This is a genomic window from Parasedimentitalea huanghaiensis, assembly GCF_009753675.1.
GTDB lineage: Bacteria > Pseudomonadota > Alphaproteobacteria > Rhodobacterales > Rhodobacteraceae > Parasedimentitalea > Parasedimentitalea huanghaiensis.
The window spans coordinates 259,180-278,084 of record NZ_WQLV01000004.1 but is presented as its reverse complement, the minus strand read 5'-3'; the positions used below and the strand labels follow the sequence as shown (position 1 = coordinate 278,084).

Sequence of the window (18,905 nt, the reverse complement as noted above, 5' to 3'; positions counted from 1 at the left end):
ATTTTGTATGACTTCACCGTAAAAAAGAAGATGTTCTGGAAGGCGAAATGCATATCCGTGCTACCTTATGTTCAGTGAAATCAAATGTGCATTAAGGCAAGATGGCCTTGGGTTTTCCGTTCGAGCTTAGATTGCGACAGATCCGCCTACTCATTCTGGCTATCACAGGTAGGAGATAAATGTGCCTCAAAGAACCACAAACCTTCTGACTGGGCCTATCTTGATTGCTGCTACGGCTTTCCTCTCCGTAGATTCGCTTGCGGCACAAGACAGTTGGGACTTTGTGATTGCTCCATATTTGTTGGCGCCCTCCATAAGCGGCACCAGTACCCTTGGTCGGCTTGGAGGCGATATCTCGGTTGATCCCGGTGATGTCTTTAGAAACATGGAAGCCGGAGGAATGCTGCGCTTTGAAGGCCGCCACCACAGCGGGTATGGTTTTGCTCTGGATTACGCCTTTATGAATCTTGGCAATGGGGCGACCAGCCCAATTGGTGATATTCGGGCGGACTACAAGCAATCAATTTTTGAGGCCTTAGCGACCTATCGATTTAGCAATGACAGTGATACTTTCGACGCCTATGCCGGACTACGGCACTGGGATATCGATGTTAATCTGAACATTCTCACAGGCCCTGCGGCTGGCAATTTACAACGCGGCGACAACTGGACCGACCCCATAGTTGGGCTGCGGTGGCAACGGCGTTTGAATCCAAAATGGCGCGTCTTAATGCAGGGGGATCTGGGAGGATTTGGCGTCGGGTCAGATTTCACCTGGAATCTGATGGGCGGGTTTGCCTACGACCGCTGGCAAAACACTTCTTTGTTCATGACCTACCGGGCTTTGGGCGTGGATTACAAATCGGGTACTCCGGGTACACCAAGCTTCTTTGAATACGATACCGTGACACAAGGATTGCTGGCGGGGGTCGGCTTTCGGTTTTAGGACCTTCCCGCGGGCACACTCACTAGAAACTATTGGCGAATTTCACCGCGTTTCACGAAATGCGCTTCTTCCATGCAAAACCCTGGAATTGCAGTTGCCGTCGTAGGATAAGCAGCCGTTTCAAATACTTACGTTTCGCCGCCTCTTCGGCCTCAAAAAGTGTAGCAAACAGCACCAATTTAGGGTCAAGTTGAGCCTATAATTATACATGCACGCGGCAGGATTTGACGCCCAACGTAGGAAAAATACATGATAACCCAAGTTAAAAAGTCTATTCCAAATTCAACATTCGAGGATGTTGATCTTTCTGAAAGCAAGTTCACCGATGTAAATTTGCAAGCTGTTCTTTTTGATGACGTCAATATGAGTGGTGTGAAAATTAACAATGTTAACCTGAGCAACTGTCAAATTACAGACGCCAACCTAAGTGGCATGACCATTGACGGCATTTCAGTGTCCGATCTGTTTGATGCTTACAAACAAGTCCAGAAATAGAATAACCGCCTTGAACCGTTTTTGGTTCGCGGCCGAATAATGAGACCCACACAATCTGCGTCCCGCCACCCGAAGCAAGAAATCGCCCGCTCCCATTCCAGCCTGCTGGAATAGGAGCAAAGTTCGTTTTTGAATAGGTCAACCCAACTAGAACAGAGGCTGCACGATGCTTACGAGTTAGCCTATGCTGTCACATGAACCACGTTTATTGACGCTCGCAACTTGAGACCAAAACCTATTTATTTCAAAGAATTGAACCCAAACATGTTTCCCTCAGTGTCTTGGCACAACGTTACCCATCCAAATTCGCCGATTGAAAATTTGGGTCTGATCACGACCCCTCCTGCACTTGCAACGCGGGCTTGCTGAACAGCGCAGTCCTCGACAGAAAAATACACAATTGTTCCGCCAACTCCAGGGCCAGCATGTGGGGACTTAGTGAGAGCACCAGCTGCACCGTACACACCCATATCTGCAGGGAAACTCATCATCTGTGTTTCACCAGTTGGATCGCCCATCGGTTCAAGCTTGCATCCCATCACAGCTTCGTAAAATTCCACCGCCCGGTTCAGGTCGTCTACGTAGATATCAAACCAGCCAACTGCATTCATCTTGGTCATCGTCATTTCCATTTTTGTTGTGAGTATGACGATCACCTAACAAGCCGTTGCATCCGCGTATTGTACATTTCAGACATCAAACTTTCTAGAATATCTGCCCGGCGTATAGCCGGTCGCTTTGCGAAATGAGTGGATGAAGTGGGACTGGTCTGCATATGACCAGGTGTTTGCTCCATTTAGTGCCTGTTGCAGTCTCAGCACCTTCAGAAAATCATGCGGGGCAAATCCCGTTGTTCGTTTAAGCGTACGTTGCAACTGCCGCGGAGAAATGCCCGAAAACTCCGCCATATCCGCGACCGAATGAATCTCGTCGAGATTGCGGAGTATTTTTTCAGTTACCAGGTTTGGCGCAACCAGCTTTTTTCCAATCAGCATTTCTACAAACCCTGCCAGGATCAGTTGGCTATTTGCAAAACTTTGCTTTGAAAGCTCTTCGTTTAGATTGGTCAGCGGCAGATCTCCCGCATAAGGCACCTCCACAGCCCCTTGCACAATCTGTTCAGAATCTCCCTGCCATACGCCCGGTAAAAACCTGATGTTTACAAAATGGAACTTTTTACCCAAATTGAATTCTTCAGAGGCAGCCCTAAGCTTGGCAACGCCTGTGATCATACGGTCTAACTGATTTAAGACGATGTAGGTACAGGCATCAGGCAGCGCGTGAAAGCAGTAGTCAGCAGCGAGAGGTTCTTCGGTCTTAAGCTCAAGAAAGCGATGAACTATTCCACGTAGGTGACTTGGAGGTTCAACCTCAATAAACTGCACCGCCTGTACCGACTTTTCTTTTCCGTTTCCCTTTGGATCGTACATGGCCGCTGTGCTTTTCCTATTCAGTTGTTTGTGACTATATCACAGTTCTGCGCACAAAAAGTATGGACTGGACAACCCGCCCCGCGCGTCGTTGCCATGCCGAAAAAACCGGGCACAACTAAAAAAGGCGCCCCACAAACACGGGACGCCTTTTCTACGAAACATAATGCTACCTACTTGGTTATGATTTCAGGTCCCATTACCGCGTTTGGCAATACTGTCGACAACCACGGAATGTAGGTGATCATAATCAGGAACACGAAGAGAACCGCCAAGAATGGCAGAGCCGCCCGCACCACCGCCATCATCGGCATGCCAGCCACGCCCGAGGTCACGAACAAGTTCAGACCAACGGGTGGAGTGATCATACCAATTTCCATATTCACCACCATGATGATGCCCAGATGGATCGGATCAATGCCCAGTTCGATCGCAATTGGAAACACCAATGGCGCCACAATCACCAGCAGCCCAGAAGGCTCCATGAACTGTCCACCGATTAGCAGGATCACATTGACCACGATCAAGAACACCACTGGGCCAAAGCCAGCTGACAACATCGCGTTAGCGATGCTTTGCGGGATCTGTTCATCCGTTAGTACATGTTTCAGGATCAACGCATTGGCGATCACAAACAGCAGTGTTACCGTCAGCTTGCCTGCCTCAAACAACGTCTGCTTGGTGTCGTGATGGAAGAAGGCAGTGATCACAGCCTGGGGCTTCTTGAACAGGCTGGTTTTAGCATGTCCTTCACCATTAAACAGCGGCCCCATGTCCTTGTAGATAAAGCAGGCAATCAAGAACGAATAGATCGCTGCTACGGCTGCGGCTTCGGTTGGGGTAAAGATACCACCATAGATGCCACCCAGAATGATCACGATCAGAAACAATCCCCAACCCGCTTCCCGGCCTGAGGCAAAAATTTCGCGCCAACCCAGCCATTCACCCTTGGGCAAGTTTTTAACCTTGGCCATCACAAAGATTGTAACCATCAACATGACGCCAGCCAGCAACCCGGGGATAACGCCGGCCAAGAACATCCGTCCTACGGAGACCTCAACCGCAGCGGCATAAACCACCATAACAATCGACGGTGGGATCAAGATACCTAGGGTACCAGCATTACAAATCACACCAGCGGCAAATTCTTTTGTGTACCCGACCTGACGCATGCCAGCGATGACAATGGACCCAATCGCCACCACGGTTGCAGGCGAAGACCCGGATAAGGCCGCAAACATCATACAGGCAAACACACCCGCAATTGCCAGGCCGCCAGGAAGGTGTCCCACACAGGCTATAGAAAACCGGATGATCCGCCGCGCGACACCGCCAGTGGTCATAAAGGACGAGGCCAGGATAAAGAACGGGATCGCCAGCAGGGTAAAGTGCCCCTCAAAGGCCTCAAACAGCGTTCCGGCAACGGAAGCCAGCGAGCTGTCGGAATAAACCAGCAGGAACAGGGTTGAGCTTAGGCCAAGGGAGACCGCAATCGGTACCCCGATCAGCATCATGCCAATCACCAATGAGAATAATAGGACGACGTCCATCAGTCGCGCTCCTCGTTCTGCTGAGCACGCATGGCTTCCAGCTCATCTTCTACTTCATGACTGGCCACCAGCCGGTCCAACTCTCCAGCCCAGATTTGCCGTGCAGCCTGTCCGAACCGCAGCACCAGCAGCAACATCGATAGCGGCAGCACGATATAGGGCACCACTTTTGGCAGCTTTTCATAGGTCTCGCCGTAGTTGATCAGCCCTTCCAGCCATGTCAGCCAACCCACCATCGGCACGTCTTGCACCTCATAGAAACTTTGGCTGCGCGCCTTCAGATCAAACCCTGTAGGAAACCAGCGCCCTGATGTTGGCGGCAAATCGGCAAAAACGGCCCAGTAGTCATAGGCGCCTTTCAGCAATAGCAAGGCGAACAACAGGCAGCAGCCAACAGAAACCAGCGCTAGAATGCGTCGTGGCGCCGGGGCCAGCATGTTCAATATGGCGTCCACACCCAAGTGGGCATGGGTTTTTACCGCATATGATGCCCCTAACAGCACCAACCAGGCAAACAGGAACACCGTCAGTTCCAGCGCCCACAGGATGTTTGAATTAAAAACAAAACGTGCCACCACATTGGCAAATGTGATCAATGTCATCAGGCCAAGCAGCCCGGCAATCACGTTTTCCTCGATTGAATTGATAAACCCGGCCGGACCGGACCTTGCCCCCGACATATCGCTATCCCCATTTATTGGAAGTCGTTCGGTGCAGCACCGCAATCTGGGTGCTGAAGGTGTAGGGTGCGTGCTCGCACGCACCCCACGAGAGTATGTTAGTGGTTGGCGTTGATCGCCTGAGCGGCATCAATCTTGTCCTGACCCACATCACCGGCAAACTGCGACCAAACCGGCATCATGGTGTCGACCCATTCCTGGCGCTGCGTTGCGTCCAGCTGACGGATAGTGCCACCTGCTTCAACAATTGATGCCTTGGCAGCTTCGTTCACTGCAAAAGCTTCACTGTTGCGTGTCTCAGTGACTTCACCCAGAATGGTCAGGAACTGCTCGCGCACTGGAGCGTCCAGGCTTTCCAGCCAGTCCACATTGGTCACAACCAGATAGTCGATGATACCGTGGTTGGTTTCGGTCACACCGTCCTGAACTTCAAAGAACTTCTTGCCGTAGATGTTCGACCAGGTATTTTCCTGACCGTCGACAACACCCTGCTGCAGAGCGCCGTAGACTTCCGAGAACGCCATTTTCTGTGGCGAACCACCGATGGCTTCCATCTGCGCGACCAGAACGTCGCTCGACTGAACGCGGAACTTCAGGCCATCAGCATCTGTAGGTGCAACCAGTGGCTTGTTGGCAGACATCTGCTTCATACCATTGTGCCAGAACGCCAGACCTTGCAGACCACGACGCTGCATGCTGTCCAATAGGGCCTGACCATCTTCAGAAGCCTGGAATGCATCAACGGCTTCGATGTTTTTGAACATGAACGGCAGATCAAACAGGCGGAACTGCTTGGTGAATTTCTCAAACTTAGACAGCGACGGGGCCGCCAGCTGAACGTCGCCCTGCAGCATTGCTTCCAGAACTTTGTTGTCATTGTACAGCGTGGAGTTCGGATAGACCTCCATGCACATGGTGCCGTTCATTTCGTCGTTAACGCGCTTCTCCAGCAGTGAGGCCGCAATGCCTTTGGGGTGCTTATCCGTGTTGGTCACGTGGGCAAATTTCACCACGATCTCACCGGTGTCACAGGCCGCAATTGCAGCGCCAGCGGTCACAGTCAAAGCCATTGCTGTGGCGGCAGTTGTCAAAAATTTCATAGTACCCTCCCAGGTAATCAATCTCAGTCTCTCCCCAACAGAGAGCTCCGATTGATAGCATCACGCCTGAGTAACTGTGGCTCAAGAATTGTTTCGAAAATCATTGAAATTTACTCGTTTTTCACCAATATCAATTGGTTACACGTTCATTTCAGCAAGTTCCCTAAATACACAGGTCAGTGTTGTGTGGATTTCCACACAGGCTATCACCGAGTTTGTGCGGAATTTCGCACAAACTTTAACACTTCTCAGAATTGTGATTCACCTTGCCTGGCCTATCAGGACCACAGCGATGCATCCTTCCACGCGACAGGCACTGTCAGAATACCTGACTGGACCTGCATATCATTTTGCAGGCTTTTAGACTGCCACGCAGGGCGCCATTGCTCAGTGAGTGGATATGGAGGGATGATGAAACCGTCTTCTTGAAATCCAAACCGGCTATAGTAGCTCGGGTCGCCCAACACAAAGACTTGCGCAATCCCAGCTACGGTCAACCTCTCCAACCCTTCCTGGATCATTCTACCGCCGATCCCCTGTTTTTGCAGAGCAGCCAAAACGGCAACGGGGCCCAAGAGCGCAACGCGATGGTCCGAAGTTTCATTTTCTACGGCAATCCCACATGTCGTGAAAACCGCATGCCCCACAAGGTTTCCGCCTTTTGTTGCGGTCAGTGACAGTACGTCATCGCCGCTTACCAACAGTTTTTTGACCAGCGGTACTAAATCCTCATCAGGAAATGCGTCACGGTACAACTGTTCAATGTCACCACTGTTTTCCGGCAACACGTCGCTTATCTCAATATGGGTACTCAAAATAGAAATCCTCAAACCTCATCGACTGCACGGCCCGGCCTGCGATAATCTTCGGGCCGGATCCCGTAGCGCGTGAGCTTGTCATAGAATGTTTTGCGCGGCAACTTCAGCGCCTGAGCCGCCGCCGCCGCACGCCCGTTCTGTCGCCCCAAGGCCGCGATCAACAAAGACCGTTCCACCTGTGCCAATTGTTCGGCCAGTCCCAGACCGGCAGATTCAGTGACTTCTTCCGGCATTCCAAGCACAAACCGCATAGCTGCTGACATTAGCGAGCGGGCATTTCCCGGCCAGTCTTGAGCCATGAGCGCAGCCAAGTGATCAGAGCTGAGTTCTGGCGCCTCAATACCGGCCTGTTCCGCCGCTTGCGCCACATAGTGTTGATATAGTTCAGGAATATCTTCACGTCGCTCGCTCAACGTTGGGATTCGCACCCGCATCACATCCAGACGATAGAACAACCCGGCGTTAAAAGTCCCCGCGTCGACCAACTTGGCCAGATCCGCAGTCGATCCCGCAATCATCCTTGTGCCCGCGCCGCGCTCCAACCGGTCCAAAACTGCATATTGGGTTGCCTCGGGCAGCGCTGACACTTCGTCAATAAACACTGACCCACCTGCTCCGGCATTGCACAGAGCATCGAACTCTGTGGCCGTCAGCCCAGCGCCCGGACGCTTCACAAATGCGCCCTGACCGACCTCAGACATCAAATGAACCACCTCGGCAACCTTGGAGATTCCACTGCCCGGCGCCCCAGTCACCAATACTTCGGCCCCGGTAGGTGCCACACTGCGCACCTTGGCACGCAGTTCTAGGGATTGAGGTGAAGACCCAAACAGCATGCGCGCAGCCGGATCACCGCTTTCCAGTTGAACCTTCAGCCGCCGGTTTTCCAAAACTAACGCACGAGTTTTCAAAGCACGTTCCAAAACGGCCAGCAAATCCGCCGCTGCACAGGGTTTCTCCAGGAAATCAAACGCCCCACGCCCCATAGCCCTGACCGCCATCGGGATATCTCCCTCTCCGGTCAGCAGGATAACCGGCAATTCACCGTCTATTTCATGCGCATAGTCGAGCAAATGAAACCCATCACGCCCGGGCATCCGGATATCGGATACAATCACCCCGTCAAATTGTGGCGTGATATGATCCTTGGCGACCACAAAAGACGCTGCAGTCACCGCCTCCAGATCATTCAGTTCTAGCGTCTGAGCTAACGCTTCACGCACCGCCACATCATCGTCAACAAGCAGCACCTTACTGGTCATGTGACATTTTCCTCTGTTTCCGCTGTCCAATGATCAAGCTCAACTGTGAACTCTGCACCTTGCCCAACATTGACCCCTCGAATATTGCCGCCAAAGCTTTGCACCAACCCATATGAAATGGACAAGCCCAACCCCATTCCCTCTGAACTACCAACCGTTTTTGTTGAATAAAATGGCTCAAACACTTTTTCCGGTTCTTTGATCCCCGGCCCAACATCTTGGACGGTTACAGCCAAACGGCTATCAGGATTGATCCTTACACGAACAAGCCGTTCTTTTTGACCCAACATCGCATCCGCCGCGTTGTTGATTAAATTTACAAAGACCTGCACCAACCGAACCTCGCCCCCCCAGGCGTAAACAGGTGCATCATGGGTTTTCGGGTCCCAATCAATTTGAACCTGATCCGCCTTTAACCGGGCGTTGGTTAACTCAACGGCTGTATTTACAACCTGCACCAAATCAACCCGGCCGACGGGTTCACTTTCATTGCGCGCAAAGGCGCGTAAGTTTTTGATGATCCGCGCCATGCGCGTTGATAGAGCGGATATCCTCTCCAGGTTTTCACCTGCTCGGTCCGCCCTGCTCTTTTGCAGAAAAGCACTGCCGTTATCAGCATATTGCTGGATCGCCATCAGCGGTTGGTTCAGTTCATGACTGATACCAGCCGACATCTGGCCCAGAGCTGATAGTTTTCCAGCCTGCACCAACTCCTGTTGTGCTTGCTTCAAAGCAGCCTCAGCCTCTTGTCTTTCACTAATCTCGCGTCGCAGCTGGATATTGGTTACCGAAAGCGCCCGGGTCCGTTTTGCGACCCGGTTTTCCAACACTGCGTTAGCCAGCGCCAGCGTTCTTCGTCGTTCAGTCGCCAGAAACAACAAGGCACCAAAGGCCAGAAATATTGCGGCCAAAGCTGCGGCCTGTAGTGTTGCAATTCGACGCGCAGGAGTGGTGTCGAGCAGGATTTCCCCAACCATTCCCAGTACTGGCAATTCCACTGTCTGATGCAGGGCTTGCTTGGGCAGATAGCGCCCCCATCCCAACTGCCATATATCGTGCCCCCCCACTTGATAGGCAGAAAACGAAACTGGCTCACCATGTTTGGGCCTCAGCCCTGCCCTGTTTTTCTGACGTTGCCAGAACAACAACTCAGATCGGTTTGAAATAAAAACCTCACCGTCACTTCCGGTAAAAAACACGGCTGGAAGCGTCCCACGCCAGGTTTGTTCAACATCCTCGACATCAACGACGACAACCAATGAGCCCCGTACGGTTCCATCTGCGCCAAAATCTGGCGCCGCAAAGAAGAAGGCTCTTCTGTTCAACGGCTGCAGAACCTCATGCCCTTTGCCCAAAGCCCCATACTTGGCCCGAACGAAATAATCCGCACCTGACACGTCAGGCCCCGTTATTCCCCTGGCAGCCGCCAGCACATGCCCCGATGCGTCCGCATAAAACACATCCAGCGCCGCTGTATGGTCTGCCACACCTCTTAACAGTTTTGTTGCAGACCGACGATGATCTTCTCCATCCAACTGTTCAAGTACAGGATGGCTCGACATCAGTACCGCCAGCTCCTGATACACTTGCAACTGAGTGCTGACCCGATCTGAAGCCAACTCCAAATCAGCTTCGCCCTGCCGTGCCAGAGTATCCAATGCCTGCCGATAGCCATAGGACCACACGGTCGCTGTCACAACCGCCAGTGCCAGACCAAAGCCAAACACGATCCATCCACGATGCCCAAATAGATTTTTCATTTGGCCACAGTAGCAAAGCCCCCCTTGCATTGACCAGCCGGGTTGGCGACTGTGCCCGAATGATAACTGTGATCCAATCCCCGACCGACTCGGATTTTGTTCAAAATCCTTACCCGTTCTATGCAGCCGCCCGCGCCAGCAGCCCGTTGCAGTTCTGGACCGAGTACAACATGCCCGCCGCCTTCAGCTACGATACAGTCCAGGCCTTGCTCAAAGACCGCCGCTTTGGTCGCGAGATCCCGGCTGAGATGGCCACCACAGGCCCCGCACACCTCGCTCCATTTTTGATGACCGAGGCGCATTCGTTGCTGGACGCCGAACCGCCACGCCATACCCGATTACGCAGATTGGTATTGCGGGCCTTCACATCACGCGCCATCACTGCGCTAAGTGACGATATCGAAGCCCTTTGCCATCAGCTCATCGATACCTTCCCAGATACGCCGTTCGATCTGCTCGACACCTATTGTACTCAACTACCTGTGATCATCATCTGCCGCCTTCTGGGCGTACCCGAGGACATGGCTCCGAAACTGCTAAAATGGTCCCATGACATCGTGGCAATGTACCAGGCCAGTCGCACCCTCGAGACAGAGCACCGCGCCGCCGCTGCCTCGGCCGAATTCATCGATTTTCTACGTGGTTACATCGACCAGCGACGCAACGACCCGCGCGACGACCTGATCACCCGGCTGATCACCGCCGAGGAAGAAGGTGAAAGCCTCAGCACTGACGAGCTCATCGCCACCTGCATCCTGTTACTCAATGCTGGGCATGAGGCCACCGTTCATAGCATCGGCAACGGTGTGAAATGCCTGCTGGAACATGGTCTGAACCCCGAGTGGCTGAAACCCGAGGGCATTGACCGCACGGTTGAAGAAATCCTGCGCTACGATCCGCCACTGCACATGTTCACCCGCTATGCCTACGAAGAAATCGAGCTGTTCGGCCACACCTTCCAGCGCGGCGATCAGGTGGCTCTGTTGCTTGGTGCCGCCAACCGTGACCCTCATGGTTTTTCCGGTGCCGAAACGTTTGACCCAACGAGAGAGATAAAAACCAACACCGCTTTTGGCGGCGGATTGCATTTCTGCGTTGGTGCCCCTCTGGCCCGTCTGGAAATGAAGTTTGCCTTACCAATCCTGTTTGAACGCTGCCCCAATCTCGCACTGGCCGAACCACCACAGTATAGCAACACCTACCATTTCCACGGTCTGACCCGCCTGATGGTCACAACTTGAGTCTTGCCGTGTTGAGTTTTGTCCGGGTCAAGGATGGCCAAAGGCCACCGCGCCCCGGCGCGGCCGGTCCTTGACGCGGGCACAACTCAACAGATACTCGACATAGCGCATTAAAGGGCAGATTTGCCCTTAATAGCTTATCAGCAGAAAAATCAAACTTTCGGCGAAAACAAAGGTTAGGGGGCACATCACCTCACCCCTTGCTGAGTAAGAGTGCGCGGAAGCGCTTAATTTGACTACGTCTCAGCTCTCCAGCGGCAACATGGTGGTCGACTTGATCTCTTCCATCGACAGCAGCGCTGTCACGTTGTGCACGCGGACTTCGGAAATCAGCGCCTGATAGAAGGTGTCATAGGCCCGCGCGTTCTGCACCCGTACCTTTAGGATGTAATCAATATCCCCCGCCAGCCGATGCGCCTCCTGAACCTCAGGGCGATCCCGCAGCGCCTGCAAAAACTTAGCCTGCCAGTCGGCCTCATGCTCAGATGTGCGGATCAAAACAAAGAAGCAGGCCTCAAATCCCAGCGCCTCAGCATCCAGTACAACTGTCTGCTGCCCAATCACCCCTGCTTCACGCAATTTACGGATGCGATTCCACACGGGCGTCTTGGAACTCCCCACATTCTTGGCGATTTCATCCAAAGATTGACTGGCATCGCGCTGCAGCTCCGCCAGAATTTTCCGATCCGTGGCATCAATTCGTACCGACATTTTCACTTCCCTCGTGTTTGGCAACTTTTCTACCACCTCGCCTCTCAAAATGGAATGCACGTTCTTATTCGCGCCAGCATATAGCAAAGATACGGGATTATTTCCTATATCTAAGATCAATTCAATCGCAACCCACGAGGCCGCCATGCTGCATAAAATGCCCGAAACACCCGATGCCCAGGGCGGCACCGACTGCATGCAGCCGGGCCAAGTGACTTTTGCGGGCTCCGGTCCCGGTGATCCCGACCTGCTGACCATCAAGGCGCTCAAAGCCCTGCAACAGGCCGATGTGATTCTGCATGACCGCCTGGTTAGCGACGCGATCCTGCAACTAGCAGGGCCCTCTGCTTCGCTTCAGGATGTCGGCAAAGAGGGCTTTGGCCCACAGGTCACCCAGCAGGAAATCTGCGACCGTATGGTTGCTCTGGCCAAATCTGGCCTACGGGTGCTGCGCCTCAAGTCCGGCGACCCTGCGATCTTTGCACGCCTGGACGAGGAACTCACCGCCTGCGATATAGCCGGTATTGACTACCACGTCATTCCTGGCATCACCGCGGCCTCGGCAGCAGTGGCAGACATCGGCCAAAGCCTGACCCAACGCGGCCGGAACGCCTCGGTGCGGTTCCTGACCGGTCACGACATGAAGGGCTTTGCCGATCACGATTGGGCTGCACTGGCCCGTGCCGGTGAAGTAGCTGCAATCTACATGGGCAAAAAATCCGCCCGCTTCATCCAGGGTCGTCTGATCATGCATGGCGCGGACCGAAACACACCCGTGACCGTCGTTGAAAACGCCTCACGCGCAGACCAGCGCGTGTTGGAAACAACCCTCTACACACTGCCCGACGATCTGGCCGATGCCGGATTTAATGGCCCTGCCCTTACCCTCTTTGGCCTGGCGCCGCGCGCCAGCCTTGCCGCCCTTACCGATCTCAAGCTGGAGCATGCATAATGGCCCGCGCCTTTACCCCCAAAGTGATCACTGCCAACCACCTGATCGAAGGCGACGTGATCTATCTCACCGCCGCAGACACCTGGAGCCGTGATCTGGCTGAGGCCGAGTTGATTACAGACGAGGCCCACGCCCAGCTGCGCCTGCTGGATGCCCACAGCCAACCTGCTACCGTAGTTGGCGCCTATCTGGCTGACGCCTCGTCAGGCACCAATGGGCCTGAACCCACCCATTTCCGCGAGGAGTTCCGCCGCACCGGGCCTTCGAACTATGCCCACGGCAAGCAGGAGGTCCTGGCCAATGTATAAGTACAACGACTTCGACACCGCCTTTCTGGCCGAGCGCAACGCACAGTTCCGTGCCCAGGTCGAGCGCCGCATTGACGGCTCTCTCACCGAGGACGAGTTCAAACCGCTGCGCCTGATGAATGGGTTATACCTACAGCTGCACGCTTACATGCTGCGTGTCGCCATTCCCTATGGTTCGCTGAACTCAGCCCAGATGAACACATTGGCGCTGTTGGCCGAAAAGTGGGACAAGGGCTATGGCCACTTCACCACCCGCCAGAACATCCAGTACAACTGGCCTAAGCTGAGCGACGTACCGGACATGCTGGACGCGCTGGCCGAGGTTGGCATGCATGCCATCCAGACTTCGGGCAACACCATCCGCAACGTAACCGCCGATCACTTCGCCGGTGCCGCTGCGGATGAAATCGAAGACCCACGCCCCATCGCCGAACTGATCCGGCAGTGGTCCACCGACCACCCGGAATTCCAGTTCATGGGTCGCAAATTTAAGATCGCCGTTGGCGGTGCAGCCAAGGACCGCGCGGTTCTGAAAGCCCATGATCTTGCCGTTCGTGTCGTCCAAAATGACGCGGGCGAAACTGGCTATCAGATCCTGATTGGTGGTGGCCTGGGCCGTACGCCGATGATCGGCAAAGTCATCAATGATTTTGTCCCACGCGCCGACCTGTTGCCCTACATCGAAGCCGTGGTCTCAGTCTGGAACCAAATCGGTCGCCGCGACAACAAGTACAAGGCCCGCATCAAAATCACAGTTCACGAACATGGGATTGACGACATCCGCGCCCGCGTGGACGCCCGATTTGCCCTGATCCGCCCGACGTTCTTAGGGGCTGACCAAGAGCTATTCTCCGAAATTAAGGCGCATTTTTCGGCACCGAAATTCCGGGCCGACTCTACCACGCCTTATGACACCGCCTACAAGGCCGACCCGGTGTTTCGGGCATGGGCAGATACCAACTTGGCCGATCATCGCGTCAGCGATCATGCTATTGTTACCATCTCGATCAAAAAGCACGGCGCCACTCCTGGTGACGCCAGCGCTGAACAGATGCGGGTGATGGCAACTCTGGCTGCCGATTATGGCTACGATGAACTGCGCATCAGTCACGAGCAAAATGTAATCCTGCCGCATGTCCATAAATCGGACCTGCCAGCGATTCATGCAAAACTGAAACAACACGGACTTGGCACTGCCAATATCGGGTTGATCTCCGACATTATCGCCTGCCCAGGCATGGATTACTGCGCACTGGCAACAGCCCGCTCTATCCCGGTTGCCGAACAAATCGCTACCCGCTTTGATGACCTGAAGTTGGAGCACGATATTGGCCACTTGCAGATCAAAATCTCAGGCTGCATCAATGCCTGCGGCCACCACCATGTGGGCCATATCGGCATCCTGGGTCTCGATCGCGCAGGGGTGGAAAACTACCAGATCACTCTGGGCGGTGACGCCACCTGGTCGGCCGCTGTCGGTGAACGCGCAGGTCCCGGCTTTGCCTATGATGAAATCGTCCCAGCTGTTGAGCGTATCGTCGACGCCTATCTTTCGGTGCGCGATACCGCGGAAGAGACCTTTTTGGAAACCTACCGCCGGGTCGGCATGTCCCCCTTCAAAGCTGCGCTCTATCCCGAAGCTATTAAAAAGGTGGCCTGATCCCATGCTTCATCTAGCTAAAAATATCCCGGGGGCTCGGGGGCTGGCCCCCGACCAACCCGCCGCACAGCAAACGCTGGAAAAACGGGTGGCCGATCTGAATGCACGCTACCGCCACCACTCGGCTACCGCAGTGATGCAAGGTGCCCTGCAAGAAACAGGCAATATCGCACTGGTTTCTAGTTTCGGAGCTGAATCCGTAGTTTTGCTTCACATGGCGGCAGTGATAGATCCAGCAACACCTGTGTTGTTCGTGGACACCGAGCTGCTCTTCACCGAAACCTTGGTCTATCAACAGGAAGTGTCAGAACGCTTGGGGCTTCGTAATCTGCGCATCATTCGAGCCAAAGACATCGCAGAAAAAGATCCCTATGGCGCTCTGCGTTTTAGTGACACGGATGCCTGCTGTGCGTTGCGTAAAACCGCACCGCTCCAAAATGCGCTTGAAGGTTATGAGGGCTGGATCACCGGTCGCAAACGCTTTCAGGCTGGCAGTCGGGCTGCGCTGGACTTTTTTGAGATCGAAGACACCGAGAACGGGCCAACCGGTCGTATCAAGATCAACCCACTGGCGCATTGGGCGCCTGAGGACGTGCGTGTCTACATGGACGAAAATCGCCTGCCCCGCCATCCGTTGGTGGCCAAGGGATATCCTTCCATTGGCTGTGCTCCCTGCACCTCTCCAGTACAAGAAGGCGAAGATCCTCGTGCTGGCCGCTGGCGGAACCAAAGCAAAGAAGAATGCGGCATCCACGTCGTGGATGGGCAATTTATTCGCACAGGAGCAAATTCATGACTGTGATCATAACCGACAAGGGCTTTGGCCCTGACACCTGGACTTTGGGTTACGAAGGTGACACCGCGCTCGACCTTCCCTCAGACACTGATCCGGTGCAATTGTCCGAACGCATTGCTGCGCAAGTGCAGATGATCCGCATTGCCTTCCCCAGTTTTGCGGACGGTCGTGGATTCACCATTGCGCGCCACCTCCGTTTGTCAGGTTACAAGGGGCACCTGCGCGCCACCGGCCATCTGATCGCCGACCAATACGCCATGGCGCGCCGTTCCGGGTTTGATGACGTTGAGATCAGCGATGAACTGGCCGCGCGCCAGCCTGAAAACCAATGGCTGGCCCGTGCCAACTGGCAACAAAACGACTATCAGGCCCGTATGCGTGGAGGCTCTCCCGCCGCTGCCTAAACCAGCTTTTACTGTCAGGATATTTGCAGTTCCGGCCCCGAAACCACTGCGGGGCCGGAAACTTGCAAAACAAATCCTTTTCCTGACCCATATCAATGATTAATCAGAGGTGTCGGCTATGCAGTCGGCAGTGTAACCGATGAACGAGATAACCCCTGTGACCGACGCCGCCACAAATGCCGAACCCGTAAAAGCCGTTCCAACCCTTCCCGACGCCCAAACCGTCACTGCGGTCAAGCACTGGACGGACAAGCTGTTTTCGTTCCGGGTCACCCGCCCTGCTTCCATGCGCTTTCGCTCGGGCGAGTTTGTGATGATTGGCCTGATGGGCGATGTGAACCCAAAAACCGGCAAGCAGAAACCGCTGCTACGCGCCTATTCCATCGCCTCTCCCTCTTGGGATGACGAGTTGGAATTCTACTCGATCAAGGTTCAGGACGGCCCGCTGACCTCGAAACTGCAGCACATTCAGGTTGGCGATGAAATCATCCTGCGCCCCAAGCCAGTTGGCACTCTGGTGCATGACGCGCTGATCCCTGGCAAGCGTATCTGGTTCTTTGCAACCGGCACTGGCTTTGCGCCTTTTGCATCGCTGCTGCGCGACCCGCAAACCTACGAAGATTATGACGAGGTCATCATCACTCACACCTGCCGCACCGCTGGCGAGCTGACATATGGCGCCGAGCTGATCGAAAACCTCAAGCAGGACGAGATGATGATCGAACTGCTTGGCGAAGAGAACCTGAACAAGATCCGCTACTATCCGACAACCACCCGCGAAGAGAGCCCAAAGATGGGTCGCATCACCGACCTGATGCGCTCAGGCGAGGCCTTTACCGATCTTGGCGTTGATCCGATCAACCCCGACAGCGACCGTGCCATGGTCTGCGGCAACCTGGCCTTCAACCTTGAAATCAAGGACATGCTCGAAGGCTACGGTCTAGAAGAAGGCGCAAACTCTAAGCCAGCACAATATGTGGTTGAAAAAGCCTTCTTAGATTAAGACCACCACTGAGCGAATACAAAAAAGGGCACCCTCTGTACCAGAGGGTGCCCTTTTGGTCTATTTTGGGGTTACAGGCCCAAGGCAGATTTCACCTGTTCCAGCGCAACACTCAGTAGTTCTGGATTGTCCTTGGCCTGTGTTACAGCGGTTGTCAGCATCAATTTATTGGCCTCGTCCAGCGACGAGCCAGAAATCATCTCGACCACCTTATCGAAATCAAAACCCTCGGTGGTCAACAGGCCTGCGGCTGCGTCCATTGCGGAAGTCGCGGCCCCACTAACTGCTTCGGTTGCGGCGGTTGCTGTTTCAGTCGCCGTTTCGACAGCGCTTGATGCGGCCTCACCGGCTTGCTCAACAGCGTCGCTTGCTGCTTCAGTTGCAGTCTCGGTTACTGTGGTGGCCGTATCGGTCGCGGCACCTACTGCCTCTTCAGCTACGGCAGCAGCTTCAGCGCCTGCTTCCGTTGCAGCCTCTACAGCGTCCTCCGCCGCCTCTTGTGCTGCATCGGCTGCACTTTCAACAGCCTCTGCGGTTGCTTCAACTGCGTCGGTGGCGGCTTCAGTTGCTTGTTCCGCAGCATCTGTTGCCGCTTCCACAGCGTCATTTGCGGCCTCGGTGGCACTTGCAGCGGCGTCTTCAGCGGCTTCAGTCACTTGGTCCAAAACGCTTGGTTCAGCAGTAGTAGTGTCCTGCTCGACTGTCTCTGCGGCCGGGGCGGTATCCGCCTGTTCAACAACCTCTGTCGGCAGGTCCATATTAGTGTAATAAACGTAGCCACCAATAGCGGCAGCCCCAATCCCCAGCGCAATCACTGCAGGTTTCATATCTCAATCTCCTTGATAGTATCGTTGCTTGAGCGCAAAAAATTCACTCAACATGTATGAGTTGCGAAATGGTCCTGTGCTCTGAACACCTCAAGGGGGAAAAAACACCCCTACACCTCAGTGGCTAATCTTGGCCGATGCGTTTTCGACCGTAAAAACCAACAAAACTGCCTATTCTCGCGAACTTCTCCTCCACATTGTCAGAATGATGCCTTGAAAACCTCATTCTCCCCGGTCATACGAAGCAAACAGCTTGAATCACATGCGCGAGAGCGTTACTTTTCAGGTAAATTCACGCAATGACAGAAGGATTCCCGTCATAGCCCGCAGACCCCACAATGCGCCGCCGCAACGCGACACCGGCCCGCGCGTCAACGAAAAAATTCGTGGTAGTGACCTTCGCCTGATTGGCGCCGATGGCGACAACGTCGGTGTGGTTTCACCAGCCAAAGCCATGCTTATGGCGCAAGAGGCCGGCCTGGATCTGGTTGAAATCTCGCCCAACGCCAATCCGCCTGTGTGTAAGATCATGGACTTCGGCAAGTTCAAGTATGAACAGCAAAAGCGGGAAAGCGAAGCGCGCAAGAAGCAAAAAATCATCGAGATCAAAGAGGTCAAATTTCGACCCAATACTGATATCCATGATTACGGCGTCAAAATGCGCAACGTTTACAAGTTTCTGGAAAACGGCGACAAAGTGAAAATCACTCTGCGTTTCCGTGGCCGCGAAATGGCGCACCAGAACCTGGGACGTGAACTGCTAGAGCGTGTAGCCGTTGATATCAAAGATCACGGCAAAGTCGAAAACATGCCAAAAATGGAAGGCCGTCAGATGATTATGCTGATTGGTCCACTGCCTAAGTAAGCAGCTAACAACTGTTAGAATTTCAAACGCCCTTGCTGCCATCCGGCGCGGGGGCGTTTTCATTTTGAGCAATCTCACGAACCCGCCCAGTACAACC

20 protein-coding genes are annotated in these 18,905 nt (G+C 54.0%); 10 read left to right on the top strand and 10 right to left on the bottom strand.

The window, feature by feature from the left end:
• Positions 1-181: 181 nt before the first annotated feature.
• A complete protein-coding gene (locus tag GO984_RS08990; protein ID WP_157022191.1) occupies positions 182-946 on the top strand; it encodes a hypothetical protein in 765 nt (254 codons plus the stop codon).
• 249 nt (positions 947-1,195) lie between these two features.
• Positions 1,196-1,441: a pentapeptide repeat-containing protein gene (locus GO984_RS08985; RefSeq protein ID WP_157022190.1), complete on the top strand. Its 246-nt coding sequence runs from the start codon at positions 1,196-1,198 to the stop codon at positions 1,439-1,441.
• Between the two features lie 239 nt (positions 1,442-1,680).
• Here the strand turns inward: GO984_RS08985 and GO984_RS08980 are convergent, their stop codons facing one another.
• From GO984_RS08980 to GO984_RS08945, 8 genes are all read right to left on the bottom strand, one after another.
• Entirely contained in the window at positions 1,681-2,061 is a 381-nt protein-coding gene (locus tag GO984_RS08980) for a VOC family protein (protein WP_157022189.1), read from the bottom strand.
• A gap of 69 nt (positions 2,062-2,130) precedes the next feature.
• Complete coding sequence (locus GO984_RS08975) at positions 2,131-2,871, bottom strand: helix-turn-helix domain-containing protein (RefSeq protein ID WP_157022188.1); 741 nt, start codon at positions 2,869-2,871, stop codon at positions 2,131-2,133.
• Positions 2,872-3,044: 173 nt separating this feature from the next.
• Entirely contained in the window at positions 3,045-4,421 is a 1,377-nt protein-coding gene (locus GO984_RS08970; protein WP_157022187.1) for a TRAP transporter large permease, read from the bottom strand.
• Positions 4,421-5,101 carry a TRAP transporter small permease gene (locus tag GO984_RS08965; RefSeq protein ID WP_157022186.1) on the bottom strand — a complete coding sequence of 227 codons (681 nt, stop codon included), beginning with the start codon at positions 5,099-5,101 and terminating at the stop codon, positions 4,421-4,423. Before GO984_RS08965 ends, GO984_RS08970 begins: the two co-directional genes overlap by 1 nt.
• 98 nt (positions 5,102-5,199) lie before the next feature.
• A complete protein-coding gene (locus GO984_RS08960) occupies positions 5,200-6,201 on the bottom strand; it encodes a DctP family TRAP transporter solute-binding subunit (protein ID WP_157022185.1) in 1,002 nt (333 codons plus the stop codon).
• Between the two features lie 278 nt (positions 6,202-6,479).
• Positions 6,480-7,016 (bottom strand): GNAT family N-acetyltransferase, encoded by a 537-nt coding sequence (locus GO984_RS08955; RefSeq protein ID WP_167740278.1) that lies wholly within the window; start codon positions 7,014-7,016, stop codon positions 6,480-6,482.
• A gap of 11 nt (positions 7,017-7,027) precedes the next feature.
• Positions 7,028-8,281 carry a sigma-54-dependent transcriptional regulator gene (locus GO984_RS08950; protein ID WP_157022183.1) on the bottom strand — a complete coding sequence of 418 codons (1,254 nt, stop codon included), beginning with the start codon at positions 8,279-8,281 and terminating at the stop codon, positions 7,028-7,030.
• On the bottom strand, positions 8,278-10,041 hold the full coding sequence (locus GO984_RS08945; RefSeq protein WP_157022182.1) for a sensor histidine kinase: 1,764 nt from the start codon (positions 10,039-10,041) through the stop codon (positions 8,278-8,280). The genes GO984_RS08950 and GO984_RS08945 overlap by 4 nt, the downstream gene beginning before the upstream one ends.
• Before the next feature lie 59 nt (positions 10,042-10,100).
• Between GO984_RS08945 and GO984_RS08940 the strand changes: the two genes are divergently transcribed.
• The gene (locus GO984_RS08940) at positions 10,101-11,282 is read left to right on the top strand and encodes a cytochrome P450 (protein WP_157022181.1); all 1,182 of its coding nucleotides are present in this window, start codon (positions 10,101-10,103) and stop codon (positions 11,280-11,282) included.
• A 243-nt stretch (positions 11,283-11,525) separates the two neighbouring features.
• On the opposite strand, the gene GO984_RS08935 is transcribed toward GO984_RS08940, so the two are convergent.
• On the bottom strand, positions 11,526-11,993 hold the full coding sequence (locus GO984_RS08935) for an Lrp/AsnC family transcriptional regulator (RefSeq protein WP_157022180.1): 468 nt from the start codon (positions 11,991-11,993) through the stop codon (positions 11,526-11,528).
• A 145-nt stretch (positions 11,994-12,138) separates the two neighbouring features.
• On the opposite strand from GO984_RS08935, the gene cobA reads away from it, so the two are divergent.
• The 6 genes from cobA (at position 12,139) to GO984_RS08905 (ending at position 17,116) form a co-directional block, all read left to right on the top strand.
• On the top strand, positions 12,139-12,945 hold the full coding sequence (cobA, locus tag GO984_RS08930) for a uroporphyrinogen-III C-methyltransferase (protein ID WP_245231047.1): 807 nt from the start codon (positions 12,139-12,141) through the stop codon (positions 12,943-12,945).
• Positions 12,945-13,253 carry a DUF2849 domain-containing protein gene (locus GO984_RS08925; RefSeq protein ID WP_157022179.1) on the top strand — a complete coding sequence of 103 codons (309 nt, stop codon included), beginning with the start codon at positions 12,945-12,947 and terminating at the stop codon, positions 13,251-13,253. The genes cobA and GO984_RS08925 overlap by 1 nt, the downstream gene beginning before the upstream one ends.
• Positions 13,246-14,913, top strand: coding sequence for a nitrite/sulfite reductase (locus tag GO984_RS08920; protein WP_157022178.1), 1,668 nt, complete (start codon positions 13,246-13,248; stop codon positions 14,911-14,913). Before GO984_RS08925 ends, GO984_RS08920 begins: the two co-directional genes overlap by 8 nt.
• Positions 14,914-14,917: 4 nt before the next feature.
• A complete protein-coding gene (locus GO984_RS08915) occupies positions 14,918-15,709 on the top strand; it encodes a phosphoadenylyl-sulfate reductase (RefSeq protein ID WP_157022177.1) in 792 nt (263 codons plus the stop codon).
• Positions 15,706-16,113, top strand: a complete 408-nt coding sequence (locus GO984_RS08910; protein ID WP_157022176.1) for a DUF934 domain-containing protein — start codon at positions 15,706-15,708, stop codon at positions 16,111-16,113. The genes GO984_RS08915 and GO984_RS08910 overlap by 4 nt, the downstream gene beginning before the upstream one ends.
• Before the next feature lie 139 nt (positions 16,114-16,252).
• Positions 16,253-17,116 (top strand): ferredoxin--NADP reductase, encoded by an 864-nt coding sequence (locus GO984_RS08905; RefSeq protein WP_157022175.1) that lies wholly within the window; start codon positions 16,253-16,255, stop codon positions 17,114-17,116.
• Positions 17,117-17,187: 71 nt separating this feature from the next.
• On the opposite strand, the gene GO984_RS08900 is transcribed toward GO984_RS08905, so the two are convergent.
• On the bottom strand, positions 17,188-17,943 hold the full coding sequence (locus GO984_RS08900; protein ID WP_157022174.1) for a translation initiation factor 3: 756 nt from the start codon (positions 17,941-17,943) through the stop codon (positions 17,188-17,190).
• Positions 17,944-18,205: 262 nt separating this feature from the next.
• On the opposite strand from GO984_RS08900, the gene infC reads away from it, so the two are divergent.
• On the top strand, positions 18,206-18,808 hold the full coding sequence (gene infC / locus GO984_RS08895) for a translation initiation factor IF-3 (RefSeq protein ID WP_157022173.1): 603 nt from the start codon (positions 18,206-18,208) through the stop codon (positions 18,806-18,808).
• The last annotated feature ends 97 nt before the right edge of the window (positions 18,809-18,905 follow it).

Coding starts and splice junctions, on each gene's coding strand:
- GO984_RS08960 (WP_157022185.1), bottom strand. CDS start 6,201: ATGAAATTTTTGACAACTGCCGCCACAGCAATGGCTTTGACTGTGACC.
- GO984_RS08950 (WP_157022183.1), bottom strand. CDS start 8,281: ATGACCAGTAAGGTGCTGCTTGTTGACGATGATGTGGCGGTGCGTGAA.
- GO984_RS08920 (WP_157022178.1), top strand. CDS start 13,246: ATGTATAAGTACAACGACTTCGACACCGCCTTTCTGGCCGAGCGCAAC.
- GO984_RS08980 (WP_157022189.1), bottom strand. CDS start 2,061: ATGACCAAGATGAATGCAGTTGGCTGGTTTGATATCTACGTAGACGAC.
- GO984_RS08985 (WP_157022190.1), top strand. CDS start 1,196: ATGATAACCCAAGTTAAAAAGTCTATTCCAAATTCAACATTCGAGGAT.
- GO984_RS08915 (WP_157022177.1), top strand. CDS start 14,918: ATGCTTCATCTAGCTAAAAATATCCCGGGGGCTCGGGGGCTGGCCCCC.
- GO984_RS08945 (WP_157022182.1), bottom strand. CDS start 10,041: ATGAAAAATCTATTTGGGCATCGTGGATGGATCGTGTTTGGCTTTGGT.
- GO984_RS08905 (WP_157022175.1), top strand. CDS start 16,253: ATGAACGAGATAACCCCTGTGACCGACGCCGCCACAAATGCCGAACCC.
- GO984_RS08940 (WP_157022181.1), top strand. CDS start 10,101: ATGATAACTGTGATCCAATCCCCGACCGACTCGGATTTTGTTCAAAAT.
- GO984_RS08975 (WP_157022188.1), bottom strand. CDS start 2,871: ATGTACGATCCAAAGGGAAACGGAAAAGAAAAGTCGGTACAGGCGGTG.
- GO984_RS08900 (WP_157022174.1), bottom strand. CDS start 17,943: ATGAAACCTGCAGTGATTGCGCTGGGGATTGGGGCTGCCGCTATTGGT.
- GO984_RS08970 (WP_157022187.1), bottom strand. CDS start 4,421: ATGGACGTCGTCCTATTATTCTCATTGGTGATTGGCATGATGCTGATC.
- GO984_RS08965 (WP_157022186.1), bottom strand. CDS start 5,101: ATGTCGGGGGCAAGGTCCGGTCCGGCCGGGTTTATCAATTCAATCGAG.
- cobA (WP_245231047.1), top strand. CDS start 12,139: ATGCTGCATAAAATGCCCGAAACACCCGATGCCCAGGGCGGCACCGAC.
- GO984_RS08935 (WP_157022180.1), bottom strand. CDS start 11,993: ATGTCGGTACGAATTGATGCCACGGATCGGAAAATTCTGGCGGAGCTG.
- GO984_RS08925 (WP_157022179.1), top strand. CDS start 12,945: ATGGCCCGCGCCTTTACCCCCAAAGTGATCACTGCCAACCACCTGATC.
- infC (WP_157022173.1), top strand. CDS start 18,206: ATGCGCGAGAGCGTTACTTTTCAGGTAAATTCACGCAATGACAGAAGG.
- GO984_RS08910 (WP_157022176.1), top strand. CDS start 15,706: ATGACTGTGATCATAACCGACAAGGGCTTTGGCCCTGACACCTGGACT.